12 protein-coding genes are annotated in these 15,285 nt (G+C 46.6%); 8 read left to right on the plus strand and 4 right to left on the minus strand.

Going from position 1 to position 15,285, the window contains the following annotated elements:
• The first annotated feature begins 3 nt into the window (after window positions 1–3).
• The 6 genes from ACQ86K_RS15325 (at window position 4) to ACQ86K_RS15350 (ending at window position 6,261) form a co-directional block, all read left to right on the plus strand.
• The gene (locus tag ACQ86K_RS15325; RefSeq protein WP_431200675.1) at window positions 4–1,569 is read left to right on the plus strand and encodes a RagB/SusD family nutrient uptake outer membrane protein; all 1,566 of its coding nucleotides are present in this window, start codon (window positions 4–6) and stop codon (window positions 1,567–1,569) included.
• Between the two features lie 40 nt (window positions 1,570–1,609).
• Window positions 1,610–3,256, plus strand: a complete 1,647-nt coding sequence (locus ACQ86K_RS15330; RefSeq protein WP_431200676.1) for a glycoside hydrolase — start codon at window positions 1,610–1,612, stop codon at window positions 3,254–3,256.
• On the plus strand, window positions 3,253–4,572 hold the full coding sequence (locus ACQ86K_RS15335; RefSeq protein ID WP_431200677.1) for a sugar-binding domain-containing protein: 1,320 nt from the start codon (window positions 3,253–3,255) through the stop codon (window positions 4,570–4,572). The genes ACQ86K_RS15330 and ACQ86K_RS15335 overlap by 4 nt, the downstream gene beginning before the upstream one ends.
• A complete protein-coding gene (locus tag ACQ86K_RS15340) occupies window positions 4,557–5,105 on the plus strand; it encodes a hypothetical protein (RefSeq protein WP_431200678.1) in 549 nt (182 codons plus the stop codon). Before ACQ86K_RS15335 ends, ACQ86K_RS15340 begins: the two co-directional genes overlap by 16 nt.
• Window positions 5,065–5,988, plus strand: coding sequence for a hypothetical protein (locus ACQ86K_RS15345; RefSeq protein WP_431200679.1), 924 nt, complete (start codon window positions 5,065–5,067; stop codon window positions 5,986–5,988). The genes ACQ86K_RS15340 and ACQ86K_RS15345 overlap by 41 nt, the downstream gene beginning before the upstream one ends.
• Before the next feature lie 69 nt (window positions 5,989–6,057).
• Complete coding sequence (locus ACQ86K_RS15350; RefSeq protein ID WP_431200680.1) at window positions 6,058–6,261, plus strand: hypothetical protein; 204 nt, start codon at window positions 6,058–6,060, stop codon at window positions 6,259–6,261.
• Between the two features lie 184 nt (window positions 6,262–6,445).
• Here ACQ86K_RS15350 and ACQ86K_RS15355 read toward each other — a convergent pair whose 3' ends face one another.
• The gene (locus tag ACQ86K_RS15355; RefSeq protein WP_091163994.1) at window positions 6,446–8,812 is read right to left on the minus strand and encodes an ABC transporter permease; all 2,367 of its coding nucleotides are present in this window, start codon (window positions 8,810–8,812) and stop codon (window positions 6,446–6,448) included.
• Between the two features lie 296 nt (window positions 8,813–9,108).
• Between ACQ86K_RS15355 and ACQ86K_RS15360 the strand changes: the two genes are divergently transcribed.
• Window positions 9,109–9,396 (plus strand): hypothetical protein, encoded by a 288-nt coding sequence (locus ACQ86K_RS15360; RefSeq protein ID WP_090527483.1) that lies wholly within the window; start codon window positions 9,109–9,111, stop codon window positions 9,394–9,396.
• A 25-nt stretch (window positions 9,397–9,421) separates the two neighbouring features.
• On the opposite strand, the gene ACQ86K_RS15365 is transcribed toward ACQ86K_RS15360, so the two are convergent.
• From ACQ86K_RS15365 to ACQ86K_RS15375, 3 genes are read right to left on the minus strand one after another with little or no spacing between them, the layout of a single operon-like run.
• Window positions 9,422–12,685: an error-prone DNA polymerase gene (locus ACQ86K_RS15365; protein ID WP_431200681.1), complete on the minus strand. Its 3,264-nt coding sequence runs from the start codon at window positions 12,683–12,685 to the stop codon at window positions 9,422–9,424.
• Complete coding sequence (locus ACQ86K_RS15370) at window positions 12,685–14,169, minus strand: Y-family DNA polymerase (RefSeq protein WP_256337363.1); 1,485 nt, start codon at window positions 14,167–14,169, stop codon at window positions 12,685–12,687. Before ACQ86K_RS15370 ends, ACQ86K_RS15365 begins: the two co-directional genes overlap by 1 nt.
• A gap of 18 nt (window positions 14,170–14,187) precedes the next feature.
• Window positions 14,188–14,922, minus strand: coding sequence for an ImuA family protein (locus tag ACQ86K_RS15375; RefSeq protein WP_091163986.1), 735 nt, complete (start codon window positions 14,920–14,922; stop codon window positions 14,188–14,190).
• A gap of 79 nt (window positions 14,923–15,001) precedes the next feature.
• Between ACQ86K_RS15375 and ACQ86K_RS15380 the strand changes: the two genes are divergently transcribed.
• Window positions 15,002–15,283, plus strand: coding sequence for a hypothetical protein (locus tag ACQ86K_RS15380; protein ID WP_143020710.1), 282 nt, complete (start codon window positions 15,002–15,004; stop codon window positions 15,281–15,283).
• Window positions 15,284–15,285: the final 2 nt, after the last annotated feature.

The raw sequence follows: 15,285 nt of genomic DNA on the forward strand, positions 1-15,285 counted from the left end.
ACAATGAAACACTTGAAATATATATTGCTCGTACTGGTTATTGCCGGCATGAGCGCTTGCAAAAAAACTTTCCTGGCTCAGGAACCTTATGGTAACGCTATACAGGCCAATACTTTCTATAATACAGTTGATGAAGCCAGTGGCGCAACGATTGCATGCTACAAATACATTGACTTTGACGACTGGTGGCAGACGCAATGGTGGAAGCAAGTAGGCGGCGAGGCCGCCTCCGACAATGAGTGGATCGGTATCAACGGTGGGCAAGGCACGGCAGTACAGGCTGCGCATTACACATTAAATGCCGAAAATGATCGTATTGAGGCACACTGGATCGAGATCTACAAAAGCATTTATATTTTCAATGCTACGATTGAAGGCATTCAGAAATCGCAGATTGATGACGCTACCAAACTGAAGCTTATCGCTGAGATCAAGTTTCTGCGGGCTTTCCAATATTTTGAGCTGGTAAGAAACTGGGGCGGGGTTCCGCTGATCACTAAGACACTGGGCCCTCAGGAAAATACCTACAGCAGGACCAGCGCCGCCGATGTGTACAATTTCATTAAACAAGATCTTAATAGTGCTATTGGCATTTTACCGAATAAATCACAGTATAGCGCCACAGATAAGTTCCGCGTATCAAAGGGAGCAGCGCAAGCACTGCTGGCCAAAATCGACTTGTATACCGAAGATTGGGCAGGAGCTCAAAATCTGACCAGCCGGATCATCAGCTCTGGTGAATACAACCTGGAAACGTTTTTTGGTAATATATGGCAAACAACTAATCATAACGGACCTGAGTCTATTTTTGAAATACAGTACCAGTATTCTACCCAATATCCAAACCTGGGCAACATTTTTCCTACAACCTCCATGCCTGGGACCGAAGGCGGATGGGGATATTTTACGCCAACCAGCGATCTTGAAAATGCCTTTAAATCTCAGGCAGACAGTGTAAGGTTAAACTGGACGATCATGCGCCAGGGCTTCCCGGTTGCCGGCGATCCGGCCAATACCTCATTCAATGCCAATCCTGCACAATGTAAATCTGCCAGGTACAACCGAAAAGTGTATGTACCTCGCGGTGAAAGAACACCGAACGGCCGCTTTTCAAAAGATCATATTTACCTGAGGCTGGCAGACGTTTACCTGATGAATGCTGAAGCTGCCGCTATGCAGCAGCAGTCGGCCCAGGCTTTACAGTCAATGCGTGCGGTTAGGAACCGCGTCGGCCTCACTACCGATATGACACTTACCGGCTGGAACCTCATCAACGCTGTGCGATTGGAGCGCAGGCTCGAAATGGCCCTGGAAGGAGATCGTTTGTATGACATCAGGCGATGGAAAGATCAAAGCGGACAACCGGTGATCAACAGCATTTTAGGGCCGAACGGAAGTTTTGTTAAATACAATACACAACAAAGCAAAGACCCATATGAAACTAAGAACCTGAACGAGCCTCAAAATAAGGGTGCTAATTTTATTGCAGGAACACATAATCTATGGCCTATTCCATCAAAGGAAATTATTGCCTCGAACGGAAAGATCACACAAAACCCGGGATATTAGCAGATAGCCGCCGGCATGCCGGCGGCTTTAAATAACTATTATGAAAATAAATTTGCGATCAGCACTGCTGTTCATGGTAATGCTGGGGGTATCAAACTCATTCAGCTGCGCTAAAAAAACAGGAATTAAAAAAGGAGACGACGGTTGCATCGTTAATGGCGTTAATATATGCAATACCGGCCCGGCCCGCATCACTATCAATTTGGGAAATGAGCAGCAAACGATGCAAAGCTTTGGTGCCTCTGATTGCTGGACAACCAAATTCATCGGAAAGTGGAATGATGTTACCAAAAAGAATCAGATTGCTGATTACCTGTTCAGCATGGAAGCCGACCAACAGGGCAATCCCAAAGGTATTGGCCTTACGCTTTGGCGCTTCAACATCGGCGCAGGGAGCTATGAACAAGGTGCGGATAGCGGAATACCGGATGAGTTTCGCCGGGAAGAATGCTTTTTGGATGCAAATAATAATTATAACTGGAACAAACAAGCAGGCCAGCAATGGTTCCTGTCGGCGGCGAAAGCACGTGGTGTAAAAAACTTCCTGGCATTTTCTGTTTCGCCACCGGTACAGTTCACGCAAAATAATAAAGCTTATGGTTTAGCTAACAATCATCTGAACCTGACAGAAAGCAAGAAAAATGCTTTTGCAGATTTTCTGGTTAGCGTTTTAAAGCATTTTGAATCAAGCAGTACCCCTTTTAGTTATCTCAGCCCCTTTAATGAACCTCAGTGGAACTGGGGAGAAAATCCATCGCAGGAAGGCACTGGTGCTACCAATGCTGAAATTGCAGACTTTATACGCCTGTTGGGCCCGAAGATGAAAGCTGCCGGCTTAGCAACTACGATATGTCTTGGTGAAGCCAATCAATGGAATTCGCTGGATGCTAACAACAGCGATGGTCGCGGCGATCAGCTCAACCAGTTCTTTAACAAAAGCTCCGCTAATTATATAGGCGATGTCCCCTCGATGGAGCACTTACTATCAGCACACAGTTATTTTACTACCTGTCCGGGCGCCGATTTGATCAGTTACCGGCAACACGCAGCAGATAAGCAAAAGGCTGTTGACCCAAGTCTTCATCTTTGGCAGTCAGAGTTTGGTATATTAGGCGATATTTGTGGTCAGTTAAATGGTTACCCGAAAAATACCGGTATTGATTACGGCTTGTATGTGGCCAAAGTTATTCATCATGACCTTACGGTGGCCAATGTAACTTCATGGCAGTGGTGGCTTGCCGTTGATACTTATAATTATAGTGACGGGCTTGTATACATTAACGACCCATCTGGTGGATATGACCTGAACAGCATGAAAACAAATGGCCTGGTTAGTGATTCAAAACAATTGTGGTGTTTGGGAAATTATTCACGGTTTATCAGACCGGGGATGATCCGCGTAAATGCAGCATTAAGTGATGTTACCGATGCTGTACTGGCAACAGGAACACAAATGGTTTCCGCATACAAAGATCCCGCTTCAAAACAATTGGTTATTGTGCTGATAAATATGAGTACCGAAAGCAAACAATACACGGTTGATCCGGGTGGTTCACAATTGGCCGGAAATACATTTGATATGTACACCACAACAGCTCTCAAAAATCTTAAAAAATCAACAACTCCCGTCGGGACAATAACACTTGAGCCCCGTTCTGTTACTACTTTAACCGCTCACTATCAATGATGCAGTATTCTTTAAAAAAAACATTTTTCTTGCTCACGGCGCTGGTAGCAAGTTCCACCATTTCGGCGCAGGTTAAACCAATCCCGGTTGCCGGCAAATGGCTGTACAGACTCGATTCGCTCGACAAAGGTTTGAATCAGAAATGGCAGCAACAGCAATTTACTAACAGCATATGGCTGCCTGGCACCTTAGATGACGCCGGTATCGGAGCGCCTGTAAAGGTGGATACAACTGTGCTGAGCAAGGACATCATGCTGCATCTGTCCAGAAAACACAGGTACACCGGTGCCGTTTGGTATCAGCGCAGCATAAATCTAACCAGCCGGATGGCCAACGCCCTGCTGTCGCTTGAACGGGTGATCTGGAAAACCGATTGTTGGATAGATGGCAAAACAGCCGGGACACAGGAAAGCCTGATTGCACCACAAGCTTTCAAATTAGGCCCTCTGGCAGCAGGCAAACATGTGATCACCATTCGTGTAGACAATCGCAAGCAGCATGATATCAGCGTAAATGACTTTGCCCATGCCTACACCGACGGTACACAGATCATTTGGAACGGCGTTATCGGAAAGATGCAGCTGATCGACATAGGCAAACAAGTTATTAACCAGATACAGGTATACTCCTCGCTGGCCAATCACAGCGTAAAGGCGGCTATCAGCCTGGGCGGTTCCCATAGTGGCGATACTTATCTGCGGGCTTTCCTCCTTTCCGGAAAAAAGATCGTTAAACAAACAAGCCCAACTGTTATTCAACATAATCAGGAGGAAATTAGCCTCCAGGTTCCGGAGGCGCAATCATGGGACGAATTTCATCCGCACCTATACAGTCTTCGCACGGAAGTAATTGACAGCAAGGGACAAGTTTTGGATGCCAGGACTCAAAGTTTTGGCTTCAGGGATATTAACGCGACCGGGAACGAGCTTCGTATCAATGGCCGTCCGCTTTTTCTGCGCGGTACGCTTGAATGCAATATTTTTCCGCTGGAAGGCCACCCGCCAATGAATACAGCCGGCTGGCTGAAGGTGTTTAAAACCGCTAAAGCTTACGGGCTGAACCATCTTCGCTTTCATTCATGGTGCCCGCCCGAAGCAGCATTTCAGGTGGCCGACTCGCTGGGTTTTTACCTGCATGTTGAGCTGCCGCTATGGGCACTAACTGTGGGCAAAGACCCAAAAACATTGACTTACCTGGAACAGGAAGCCGAAAATATTATCCGGAATTATGGTAACCACCCTTCATTTTGTTTTTGGAGCATGGGTAATGAACTGGAGGGGATTTTGGATGGCTGGAGAAAATGGTGCGTAAGTTAAAGCAGGAAGACAACCGGCATTTATACACCACAACCACCTTCAGTTTTCAAAAAGGGCATGGCAAAAATCCGGACCCTGCCGATGATTATTTTATTACCCAGTACACGGAAAAAGGATGGGTACGGGGACAGGGTATTTTCAACACTAATCCGCCCGATTTTAAGACAGATTACAGTAAAGCGCTGGAAGGGACAACGGTGCCCCTTATTATTCACGAAGTGGGCCAGTATTCTGTTTATCCGGATCTTGAAGAAATAAAAAAGTATACAGGGGTTCTGCGGCCATCTAACTTTGAGGCGGTACGGAACAACCTCCGCAAAAAAGGAATGCTTGGATTAGCCCCCGATTATCTTAAAGCCAGCGGAACACTGGCTGTTCAGCTTTACAAAGAAGAAATTGAACGCGCGTTGAAAACCAAAGGTGTTGGCGGGTTTCAATTGCTTGACCTTCATGATTTTCCGGGACAGGGAACAGCACTCGTTGGGATTTTAAATGCTTTCTGGGATAGTAAAGGATTGGTTTCTGTCGACTGATTTTAGCAAATTCTGTGGGCCAGTGGTGCCATTGATCCGTCTTGAAAAAGCTGCCTACAGCAATAATGAGCATTTTAATGCTGCTGCCGAAATTGCCAACTATAGCGACCGGCAAATAAATGGCGAAGTTCTCTGGTCAGCAATTTCATCAGATAAGCACTTCAATCTCCGTGGTTCGCTTGGCCGGCAGTCTATTGCCATTGGCAACGCTTCTGCGGGAAGTTTCTCGATAGATCTCAGCAAAATCGACCGGGCTTGTGAATTACAGATCACTGTGAGCATTGCCAATACCGGTTATACTAATCACTGGAAAATTTGGGTTTACCCAGATAAAAAGCCGGAATCTTTTAGTAACGTTATCTTTACTACATCCATCGACAGTGCCCTTAGTTATCTGCAAGCGGGGCGAAAAGTATTGCTTAATCCGGATACCGCCAACGTTAAAGGTATCGACGGCCGTTTCGCTCCTGTTTTCTGGAGCCCGGTCCACTTCCCCGATCAACCAGGCAGTATGGGCCTGCTCATCGACAAGAAAAGTAACGCCCTGGCTGATTTCCCTACAGACTTTTATACGGATTGGCAATGGTGGGACCTGGTGACCCGTTCCCGGTCGCTGATACTTGATAAATTAGGAACTCCTGCAACGCCGATAGTCCGGGTGATCGATAACTTTTTCAGGAACCGTAACCTGGCAACGCTGGTTGAATTCAAGGTTGGTTCGGGGAGCTTAATTATTTGTACAATGGATCTTCATAGCCAATTAACGGAACGGGCAGCGGCAAGGCAGCTCCGATACAGCCTGTTACATTATGCGGCCGGGAATACATTCCGGCCGGTACAGGAGATCAGTGCGGGCGATCTGCGCAGGTTATTAGATAACTAAAACCGAACCTGGAATACGGAAAGATTATCAACAAACAGGCGGCCCCCTCCGCCTGTTTGTATTCGTTAAATGCTCTTAGTTCCCCGAAGGCGCTCCCTGAACATCATCATTACTGATACCCTGTTTGTTTTTCTTAACCGCTTCTTTCAGCTTGCCGAAGCGGTAATTAAGGCTGGCATTCGCCAGGCTTGGTTAACCAAACCGGTAAACCGACCTTGTAATTATCCATCGTACTGGCTTGGCCGTGTAGATCTCGTTGTTGATTGGGATTGATTATAAAGCTGAGAATCCAACTAACATTTTGGGCTTAGCAGAAGCGATCACTTCTGTTTTATGCATAAAAACGCCCCCAAATAGCACCTAACTTTTTGGGGGCAGTAGATTTAAAACAGGCCTTCACCGGGCAGTTACTATTGTCTTTATGGTAATGAGAATACAGCAACCCGTAATGAAGGTGTTATTCCCCTTTCAAACTTTTCACCGGATTTGTTAATGCAGCCTTGATTGCCTGGTAGCTTACTGTCAAAACAGAAATCAGCAATGTCAGCGCGGCGGCGATTACAAATACCCAGATATTAATGGAAATCCGGTAACTGTATCCTTTCAACCATTGGAACATTAAATACCACGCTATTGGCGCAGCGATGCAAAATGAGATTATGACCAGCTTCAGAAAATCCCTGGAAAGCAATGTGGTCACGCTGGCAACAGATGCGCCAAGCACTTTTCTGATGCCGATTTCTTTGATACGGTTTTGCGCCATGTAAGCCGCCAGCCCAAAAAGTCCGAGACAGGATATAACGATTGTCAATCCGGCAAACAGGCTGGCCAAAGTCCCGATACGCTGCTCATCGCCAAACTTCTTGGCGTACTCCTGGTCAACAAAACTATATTCAAACGGGTAATCCGGGTTGTATTTCTTAAATATAGCTTCAGCGCGACGCAGGTTTTCTTTTGTCGAATTAGCGTTATTAAGCTTGTAGTGAATGATATTGAACCAGGAACTGGGGCCTTCAATCAGCATATGTTGTACAGGTTCATAAGGCGAGCTGATAATAAAGTCTTTGATAACTCCAACAATATGCCATGTTTTGATGTCTTTACCCTCGCCCTGGGTAACTAATTTACCAACCGGATCTTTCAGGTTCATGATCTTCACCGAAGCCTCATTCACCAGCATGGCGGTTGAATCTGTCGGGTAGTTTACCGGGTCGATATCCCTGCCTGCAACAAGCTTAAGGCCCATGGTTTTAATAAGGTTTCCGTCCGAAGTGTAAATAATAAAATCAACCTTGTTCTTGGGCTGTGAACCTGGCCAGTTAAAACCCCAGCTATCGCTGTATCGCTGGGTTATAGGCGAATTTGTTCTGGACACAGAAGTTGCAGCACCACTGGAAAGCAATTCATTTCTGATGGATTGATAGTGCTTCGAGATCTCGCCGGACATAAATGTGTAAACAAGGTTATCTTTCTTATACCCCGTATCCCTGTCCTGGGCGTATTGTAATTGCTGGCGGATAATGATGGTACAAATGATCAATACCACCGCAAAAGTAAACTGAATGACCACCAGCAATTTACGCGGTGTAACCAAAGCATTTGCCGCCTTAAAAGTACCTTTCAGTACAGCTACAGGCTTGAATGACGACAGGTACAATGCGGGATAACTTCCTGAAATTATACCGGTTACCAGTATAAATCCAATTGCGGTGAGCCAAAAGTAGGGATTACTATATGGTACATATAATTGCTTTTGGGTAAGCTGGTTGAAACCCGACATACTGATTTGTACGATGACGATGGCAAAAATGCCGGCAATAAGTGCGATCAAAACAGATTCACCTAAAAACTGCCAGATTAACGAGCCCCTTAATGCGCCTACAGTTTTACGGATGCCTACCTCCCTTGCACGCGTCTCGCTCCTGGCCGTACTTAAATTCATGAAATTTATACAAGCAATAACGAGGATCAGTACAGCGATCAGTGAAAATACCCTGACACGTTCAATTCTCCCACCAACTATCACCCCATCCTTAAACTGCGAATACAGGTGCCATTTGGTTGCGGGGTGCAAAAACTGCTGAATATCCTTGGTATCGGAATGGTTCCTGGTAAAGTTTAATACAGCGGCATCAGCATGAGCTTCCGTTACGCCGGGTTTTAAAAGAACAAACGTTTGGATGGAGTTATTGCCCCAGTATTCATCATCCTGCCCTATCTTTTTTAGATATGACCAGGGAATAAGGTATTCAAAATCAAACCGGGTATTATTCGGGAGGTCTTTCATCACCCCCGTCACTTTAAAATAAGCGTTACTATCTATTTTAACTGTTTTGCCGAGCGCATTTTCCTCTCCGAAAAGTTTCTTTGAAAACTTTTCAGTGATAACTATGCTATGAAGATCGTTCAAAGCGGTCTTGGGGTCTCCATTAATTAATGGAAAACTAAACATGGAAAGAAAATCCGGATCAGTAAAATCGCCTGTTGCAGTCAAACGTTTATCGCCAATGCTAAACAAAAAACTGGCATCAGTTACCCTGGCTACTTTTTCCAGTTGGGGCAACTCCGCTTTCATAACCTTACCCATGATTTTAGGCGTGGTTTCCCAGCTCCATAATTTACCGTCAAATTTAGAGCGGTTATATACAGAGTAAAGACGTTCCCGTTTTTCATGGAACTGATCATAGCTAACCTCATTCTGGATCCACAACAAAATCAGCGCTGCGCTGGCCATGCCTATTGTCAATCCGAGGATATTGATCAGGGAGAATGTTTTTTGACGTAAGAGGTTGCGCCAGGTAATCTTTAAGTAGTTTTTTAACATATGATCAGGCTTTAATAACCATAAGACGCCGGCATTAAGATTTTAGTTGCACTGTTTTTCTTTTTTCTGCTAAAAACAAAAATTGCGTTATCGCACAACGCGGTAATACACTGTTTATACTTTTACATCAGAAATTGTAAACCGGCCTATCTTTGATAAATAATACATCCCCATTAATTTTCCGATTAATTTAGGATCTTTACCACTACGCAATAATTAATGCCGGTAACGGATCGAACTATGTATTGATAAAAGTCCGATGTACCAATTACGTTTATTGTAAAAAACTAATACCAATGACAACTTTAACAGAATTTAAAGCATCATTAAATTTAGAACAACCTGTTAACGGACTCTCTGCACAGCTAAAAAGCCTTTGGTTTGATGGTAAAGGTGACTGGCATCAGGCTCATGCACAGGTTGATCATCTGACAGATCAGGCATCGGCTTGGGTACATGCCTATTTGCACCGTAAAGAAGGTGATATTGGAAATGCTGATTACTGGTATAGCAAAGCGCGGCAAGTACGCCCCAACCTTTCTTTGGAAGAGGAATGGGAGCAATTGGTATTGCAATTCCTTTGATCGGATAAACCTTACCATATCCCTTTTACAGGCATAGTAAGACAATTATAAACTGCCTTTCGAGTTTATTAAAAGCCTTATTAATGATACGCTCTTCATCAATGAAAATTCCTGCCCTTATGAAAAGCACTCTTATTGGGGATATTTCGCGGATCAGGTGAAGGCATCGAGGTTTCATCCCCCTGGACAAGCTCAGCAAAGAAGGCTGTTCATCAGGTACAGCCGTTAGTTTACCCAATAAAGAATTGAGATTATAACAGCGGCGTACCACCACATGGATCACTTCGCCCTCAACCTGTAAATGCCCATCTACCAGGAGCAGTTGCGACTGAACGATCTCTTTGCGGTATTTGTCAAAAAACTTACCCCAAACCACAAGATTGGCAAAGCCGGTTTCATCTTTGATGGTTACGAATACCACACCTTTGGCCGTCCCCGGCCGCTGCCGCACGGTGATCATCCCGGCAACACGAATTTTTTCGCCATTCTTCAACGATTGGATCCGGTTGAGTGGCATAACCTGCAGCCGGTTCAAATCTTCCCGCACAAAACTTACCGGGTGCGCTTTAATGGATAAACCGGTGGAAGCGAAATCCTGTACCACGTGCTCACCCGCGGTCATTAGTGGTAATTCAATTTGCTCACCTGCGCTGGCCGAAGGCAAGCTTTCCAGCAATGCCACGGGGCGATCACCTAAAGCAGCTACTTCCCAAAGCGCCTGCCTGCGGTCGAGGCCGATAGAGCGGAATGCATCCGCATCAGCCAGTTTCTCCAAAGCTGCCTGCGAAATCCCGACATTTGACAAATCGATAATATGTTGATAAGGTGCATTCTCAACCAGGATATTCATTTCTTCTTCTTTTAGCCCTTTCACCAACCGGAAACCTAAGCGTAATATCTTATATTTTCCGGCCTGTTCTTCCAGCGAATGATCCCAGGCCGAGTAGTTAATATCCACGCCACGAACAAAAACGCCATGCCCGCGCGCATCGTCCACGATCTCAGCGGGCTGATAAAAGCCCATCGGCTGGCTATTGAGCAAAGCAGCGGCAAAAGCATCCGGATAATAATACTTCAGCCAGGAAGATATATAAACCAGCAACGCAAAAGAAGCGGCATGGCTCTCGGGGAAACCATACCCCTCAAAACCTTGTAACTGCTTAAACACCCGCCTCGAAAAATCTTCCTCATAACCACGCGCCACCATACCCTCCACCAGTTTCTTTTCGTACAGGTATAACTTGCCATTCGCTTTAAAAGTCGCCATGCTCCGGCGCAGCTCATCAGCCTCGGCCGGTGTAAAGCCTGCGGCAACAATAGCGATCTCCATCGCTTGTTCCTGAAAAAGCGGAACACCTAAAGTCCGGCCTAAAATATCTTCCAGTTCCGTGGATGGATACACTACCTGTTCTTCGCCATTACGCCTGCGCAGGTAAGGATGCACCATATCACCCTGTATGGGGCCGGGCCGCACAATAGCCACCTCGATCACGAGGTCATAAAAACATTGGGGCATCAGTCTTGGCAGCATAGACATTTGCGCCCGGCTCTCAATCTGGAATACCCCAAGTGTATCCGCATGACCTATCATTTCATAAACTTTGGGGTCGTCCTGCGGGATATTGGCTAAGGTAAGTTTTCGGCCATAATGTTGTTTTATCAGGTCAAATGCTTTGCGGATCATGGTGAGCATACCCAATCCTAAAACATCCACTTTCAAAATGCCCAACGCTTCCAGGTCATCTTTGTTCCATTCCAGTTGGGTTCGGTTCTCCATGCGGGCATTGAGCACAGGGCACAGGTCGGATAGTTTGTTATCGGTAATAACAAAGCCACCGGTATGCTGACCCAATTGCCGCGGGAAACCCATCAGCAGTGTCGTCAACTCCAGTACTTTGTATATCAATGGATCGCCCGGGTTAAGCCCCTGTTCCTGTAAACGCTTTTCATCAAAACCTTCTTCACTGAAATCCCATATCGTACCACCGATACGTTTAATCGTATCTTCAGATAAGCCCATCGCCTTGCCCACATCACGAATTGCTCCTTTATGCCGCTCCTGCGTAACGGTAGCTACAATAGCCGCGTGTTCCCGGCCATAATCCTCATAAATATACTGGATGATTTCCTCGCGGCGTTCATGCTCGAAATCCACATCGATGTCAGGCCATTCCTCGCGTGCATCTGACATGAAACGGGAAAAAAGCAAACGTGACTTCATCGGGTCGACTGCCGTAATGCGCAAACAATAACATACCGTTGAATTGGCTGCAGAACCCCTGCCCTGGTGCAAGATTTCGAGCTCTTCTGCTTTCCGGGTGTATTTATATACGCGGAGAAAATAAGGCGCCAGCCTGCGCTTTTCGATAAAGGCCAGTTCAAAATCTATCTGCTTACCTATCTTAGGCGGTATATACTCACCATAACGTTCATGTGCACCTTCCCATGTGTATTTTTTTAACCTTTCCTGTGGCGTTAATCCGTCAAAGATCTTTTCTTCAGGCTCGATGTATTTTAATTCGTCCAGCGAAAAAGTACAGGCTTCGGCAATAGCAAGCGCATTTTCAATTGCTTCCGGATATTGCCTGAAGATCCGGTGTATTTCTTCAATAGGTTTCAGGTAGCGTTCCGCATTCTGATGCAGCCGGTACCCTGCGTTGTTGATAGTGCATTTCTCCCGGATACAGGTCAATACATCCTGTAGTTCCCTCCTGTTCGGTTCATGATAATGCACATCACCAGCAGCAGTCAAAGGTATACCCATGCCGGCTAACCTGTGCAGCCGTTTGGCATCATCGCCGCTGTAAGAACGTAGGGCAGCCATGTATAAGGCATTCCCGAAAGCTTGTTTATATTCTGCTACTGCTGTTTTAAACTCACCGGTAAAATCAAACCGCGCGTTGAGCTCATCGGGCGGAATGATGATAAACAGGATGCCTTCCCGGTGTTCATACACATCTGCTTTATATAAATGGCATTCACCTTTTTCAGCACGCAGATTACCCCTGGTGAGCAAGGCCGAAAGCCGGCCGTAAGCAGCAATGTCAGTAGGATAAGCCAGCAGGCCCGGCCCATCCAGCAAGTCCAGGCGACAAGCGGGAATAAATTGTACAGGTAGTTTTTTTGCGGCAATATGCGCCCGGACAATACCGGCCAGGCTATTCCGGTCGGTAACCGCTATGGCCGTATAACCATGAACCACAGCCTGCTCAACCAGTTCCTCCGGGTGAGATCCACCGCGCAGGAAGCTGAAATTGGAGGTACAATATAATTCCGCGTATTTCATCATCAGGCAAAAAATCCGTGTAAATACCATTGGGCACCTCCGCTATCATAATGCCCCGAACGGAACAGCCAATAACGGCCCCCATGCTCATCCTCCACCATATAATAGTCGCGGTGCTCACCTTTGTCCAGCCACCATTCCCGTTCAATACGTTCCGGGCCGTCTGCTTTGTCCACAACATGGCGCTTACCCTTATAGATAAATATTTTTGGCGGATAATCCGGCAATAAAGCCATAACTTCAATGGCTTCCGGTTTGCTGAGCAAGCGTATTGGTCTTGGCTTGTCAGCCCGCCAGCCGGCCAGCGAGATATCTTTGAGTGAAAGAGCGGGCCGGATGGAACGTTCGGGCCAGTAATGCTCGGCAGGCAGGTAACGCATAATCCTTTCGGGGCCGATCTTTCCGGCAATCCGGTCAAGCAGTTCGGCCAGTGCGGTATCCTGCAAGCCCGGATCCCCCAGCCATAGCTTTTCCTGCAAGGGGTCGATATCTTCTACTTTTTGTGCTTCCAGCAGAAACAGCTCAATACCCAAAGCAGGTTCAATCTTGCTGATCTGTAAACCAAAGAGCTTGAATAAATGGGAAACACTATGTGAGCCACGCGTGGTTGTTATCCCCGCTTGTACCATTTTACCATCAATCCGGAAACATTTCAGCACGACCTTACGCACACCTTTTCCTTCAGCTTGCAAGCGGCTACATAGGCCTTGCAATAGTTTTTCAATGCCAATTTCTATGGCTTTATCCGTTCGTACCGGCTCCAGGCAGGGCAGCCGCTCAACATAAGGCACGGGCGGGATAATCGGGGCCAGGTATTCATCAGTAGTACCCAAAGCCTGGGCAAGCCTTAACAAAAAGCCTTCACCAAAACGCCTACGCAGCACGGTACGTGGCATGGTCATAAAACTTTTAACATACCGGAAGCCGAGTTTATACAGTTTGTCCAGTATTGCCGGTTCCAACCTGAGGGCGGCCGGAGAAAGGCCGGCAATGGCTTCCGCCTGCCCACCGCTTTCAATGATGGGCCTGATTTTACCATACCGGGCAATAGCCCAGGCTGCGCCAACAGTATCGGCAATAGCAGCCCGTGCATCGTAGCCCATACCCCTTAATTTAAGTACAACGGTTTTTAAATATCCTTTTTCACCACCCCATAGATGTGCACAGCCGGAAATATCAAGGGTCAAACCATCGGGCAGGTCAATAGCCACAACCGGCGTATAGCGGATGCACCATAAACCCAAATGCCGGAGCAGCTTACTTTCCTGGCCCAACGGAAAATCAATAACCTGTAAATTAGTGGTAATCGCTTTGGCATCTGCTGCCGGCATCCCTGCACGAACACCTTGTGCTTCGGCTTCGGGATTAGCCGCCCTGACAATCATACGGTTATGTTCGGGCACAACCAGCACAAAGGGCTGATCTTTTAATTCCGGCTGCCGGAGTGTCAGCCAGTCTGTCACCAGGTGACGAAACCAAATAGCCATATACCTGTGCTGCATAACTCACCCCGCTTTCCGTTTAAATGGTTTAGCTGTTTGCTCTTTTTCCACCTGTTTGAATTTACCTTCTGCCCATTCTATGATCCAGGTACCCGGATGCCCGTTACGGACACGTAGTAGTTCTACCTCCCAGCGCGGAAAACCAAGACCAGGCAAATCGTCAACCGGCTCGCTCGGCAAAGATTTCACCTGCCACCGGGCAGCGCAAGCCGTTGAACCGATCTTTTTAACGGCATTACGCAGCACAAACCCGGTAACGTGACTTTGCTCAACAGCCAGCTGAAGCCTGCGCGATTGTTTAAAATCCAGTTCCCGCGCTTCTGCCACAACTGCGGCAAGCCCTGCGCATTTCAGCGCTTCTTCCATCACCCATAAGGCTTCCTGGTCTTTGGTCACCCGGATAAAGATCAAGCGGCTGGGTTCTATACCAAAGCCGCTTAACGCCGGTGGGAAGATGTTTCCGGTGAGGCTGATCCATAAACAGGCCCCGCCATTTTGCATAAACACCGAGAGCAGGCCGCTAATCAATCCGCTGGAAGCAGTAGCCTGTTCGGTGGTACTGCAAACCAGTTCATGCACTGTACCTAAAGGAAAAACGCCGTTGGGGAAAGCTGTTTCCACTGCCCCCAGGCCTACCAGCCCCTGTGTACCTGTAGGCGGTGGCCTATAGCCCTCCCATTGCAAAATATTCTTTTGCAGGCTGTTAATCAGTGTTTTTCGGTCATTTGCCGTTTCCATCGTGTTTGTACCAAATAGGGAGTACAAATTTAATGCTAAAAATATTAGTATTTTATATATCTTTGAGAAAAAATTTCAAATGCAGGAATTGTTGGTCAAAACGTATTTAAAAAGCGAGGTTAAAGCCTGGCTTAAATACCGCGATGGTTCACGGGAAGTGGTGAAAATTGTACCAAATACAGGGCAAAAGCACGCTGTACAATGCTATGAGATCTATACGGCTTATGATCAGCCGCCCGTTTACATGGGCCGTATTTTATTTGACGCGAAGGGTTACTGGATCTACGACGGCGATGTACTGCAACCAGGAGAACAGGAACAATTGGCCCATTTTATAACGACTTATGTGGAAAGGATTTAGTG

The sequence above is a fragment of the Mucilaginibacter sp. P19 genome (assembly GCF_050632265.1).
Classification (GTDB): domain Bacteria; phylum Bacteroidota; class Bacteroidia; order Sphingobacteriales; family Sphingobacteriaceae; genus Mucilaginibacter; species Mucilaginibacter gossypii.

Coding starts and splice junctions, on each gene's coding strand:
- ACQ86K_RS15325 (WP_431200675.1), top strand. CDS start 4: ATGAAACACTTGAAATATATATTGCTCGTACTGGTTATTGCCGGCATG.
- ACQ86K_RS15330 (WP_431200676.1), top strand. CDS start 1,610: ATGAAAATAAATTTGCGATCAGCACTGCTGTTCATGGTAATGCTGGGG.
- ACQ86K_RS15335 (WP_431200677.1), top strand. CDS start 3,253: ATGATGCAGTATTCTTTAAAAAAAACATTTTTCTTGCTCACGGCGCTG.
- ACQ86K_RS15340 (WP_431200678.1), top strand. CDS start 4,557: ATGGTGCGTAAGTTAAAGCAGGAAGACAACCGGCATTTATACACCACA.
- ACQ86K_RS15345 (WP_431200679.1), top strand. CDS start 5,065: ATGCTTTCTGGGATAGTAAAGGATTGGTTTCTGTCGACTGATTTTAGC.
- ACQ86K_RS15350 (WP_431200680.1), top strand. CDS start 6,058: ATGCTCTTAGTTCCCCGAAGGCGCTCCCTGAACATCATCATTACTGAT.
- ACQ86K_RS15355 (WP_091163994.1), bottom strand. CDS start 8,812: ATGTTAAAAAACTACTTAAAGATTACCTGGCGCAACCTCTTACGTCAA.
- ACQ86K_RS15360 (WP_090527483.1), top strand. CDS start 9,109: ATGACAACTTTAACAGAATTTAAAGCATCATTAAATTTAGAACAACCT.
- ACQ86K_RS15365 (WP_431200681.1), bottom strand. CDS start 12,685: ATGATGAAATACGCGGAATTATATTGTACCTCCAATTTCAGCTTCCTG.
- ACQ86K_RS15370 (WP_256337363.1), bottom strand. CDS start 14,169: ATGGCTATTTGGTTTCGTCACCTGGTGACAGACTGGCTGACACTCCGG.
- ACQ86K_RS15375 (WP_091163986.1), bottom strand. CDS start 14,922: ATGGAAACGGCAAATGACCGAAAAACACTGATTAACAGCCTGCAAAAG.
- ACQ86K_RS15380 (WP_143020710.1), top strand. CDS start 15,002: ATGCAGGAATTGTTGGTCAAAACGTATTTAAAAAGCGAGGTTAAAGCC.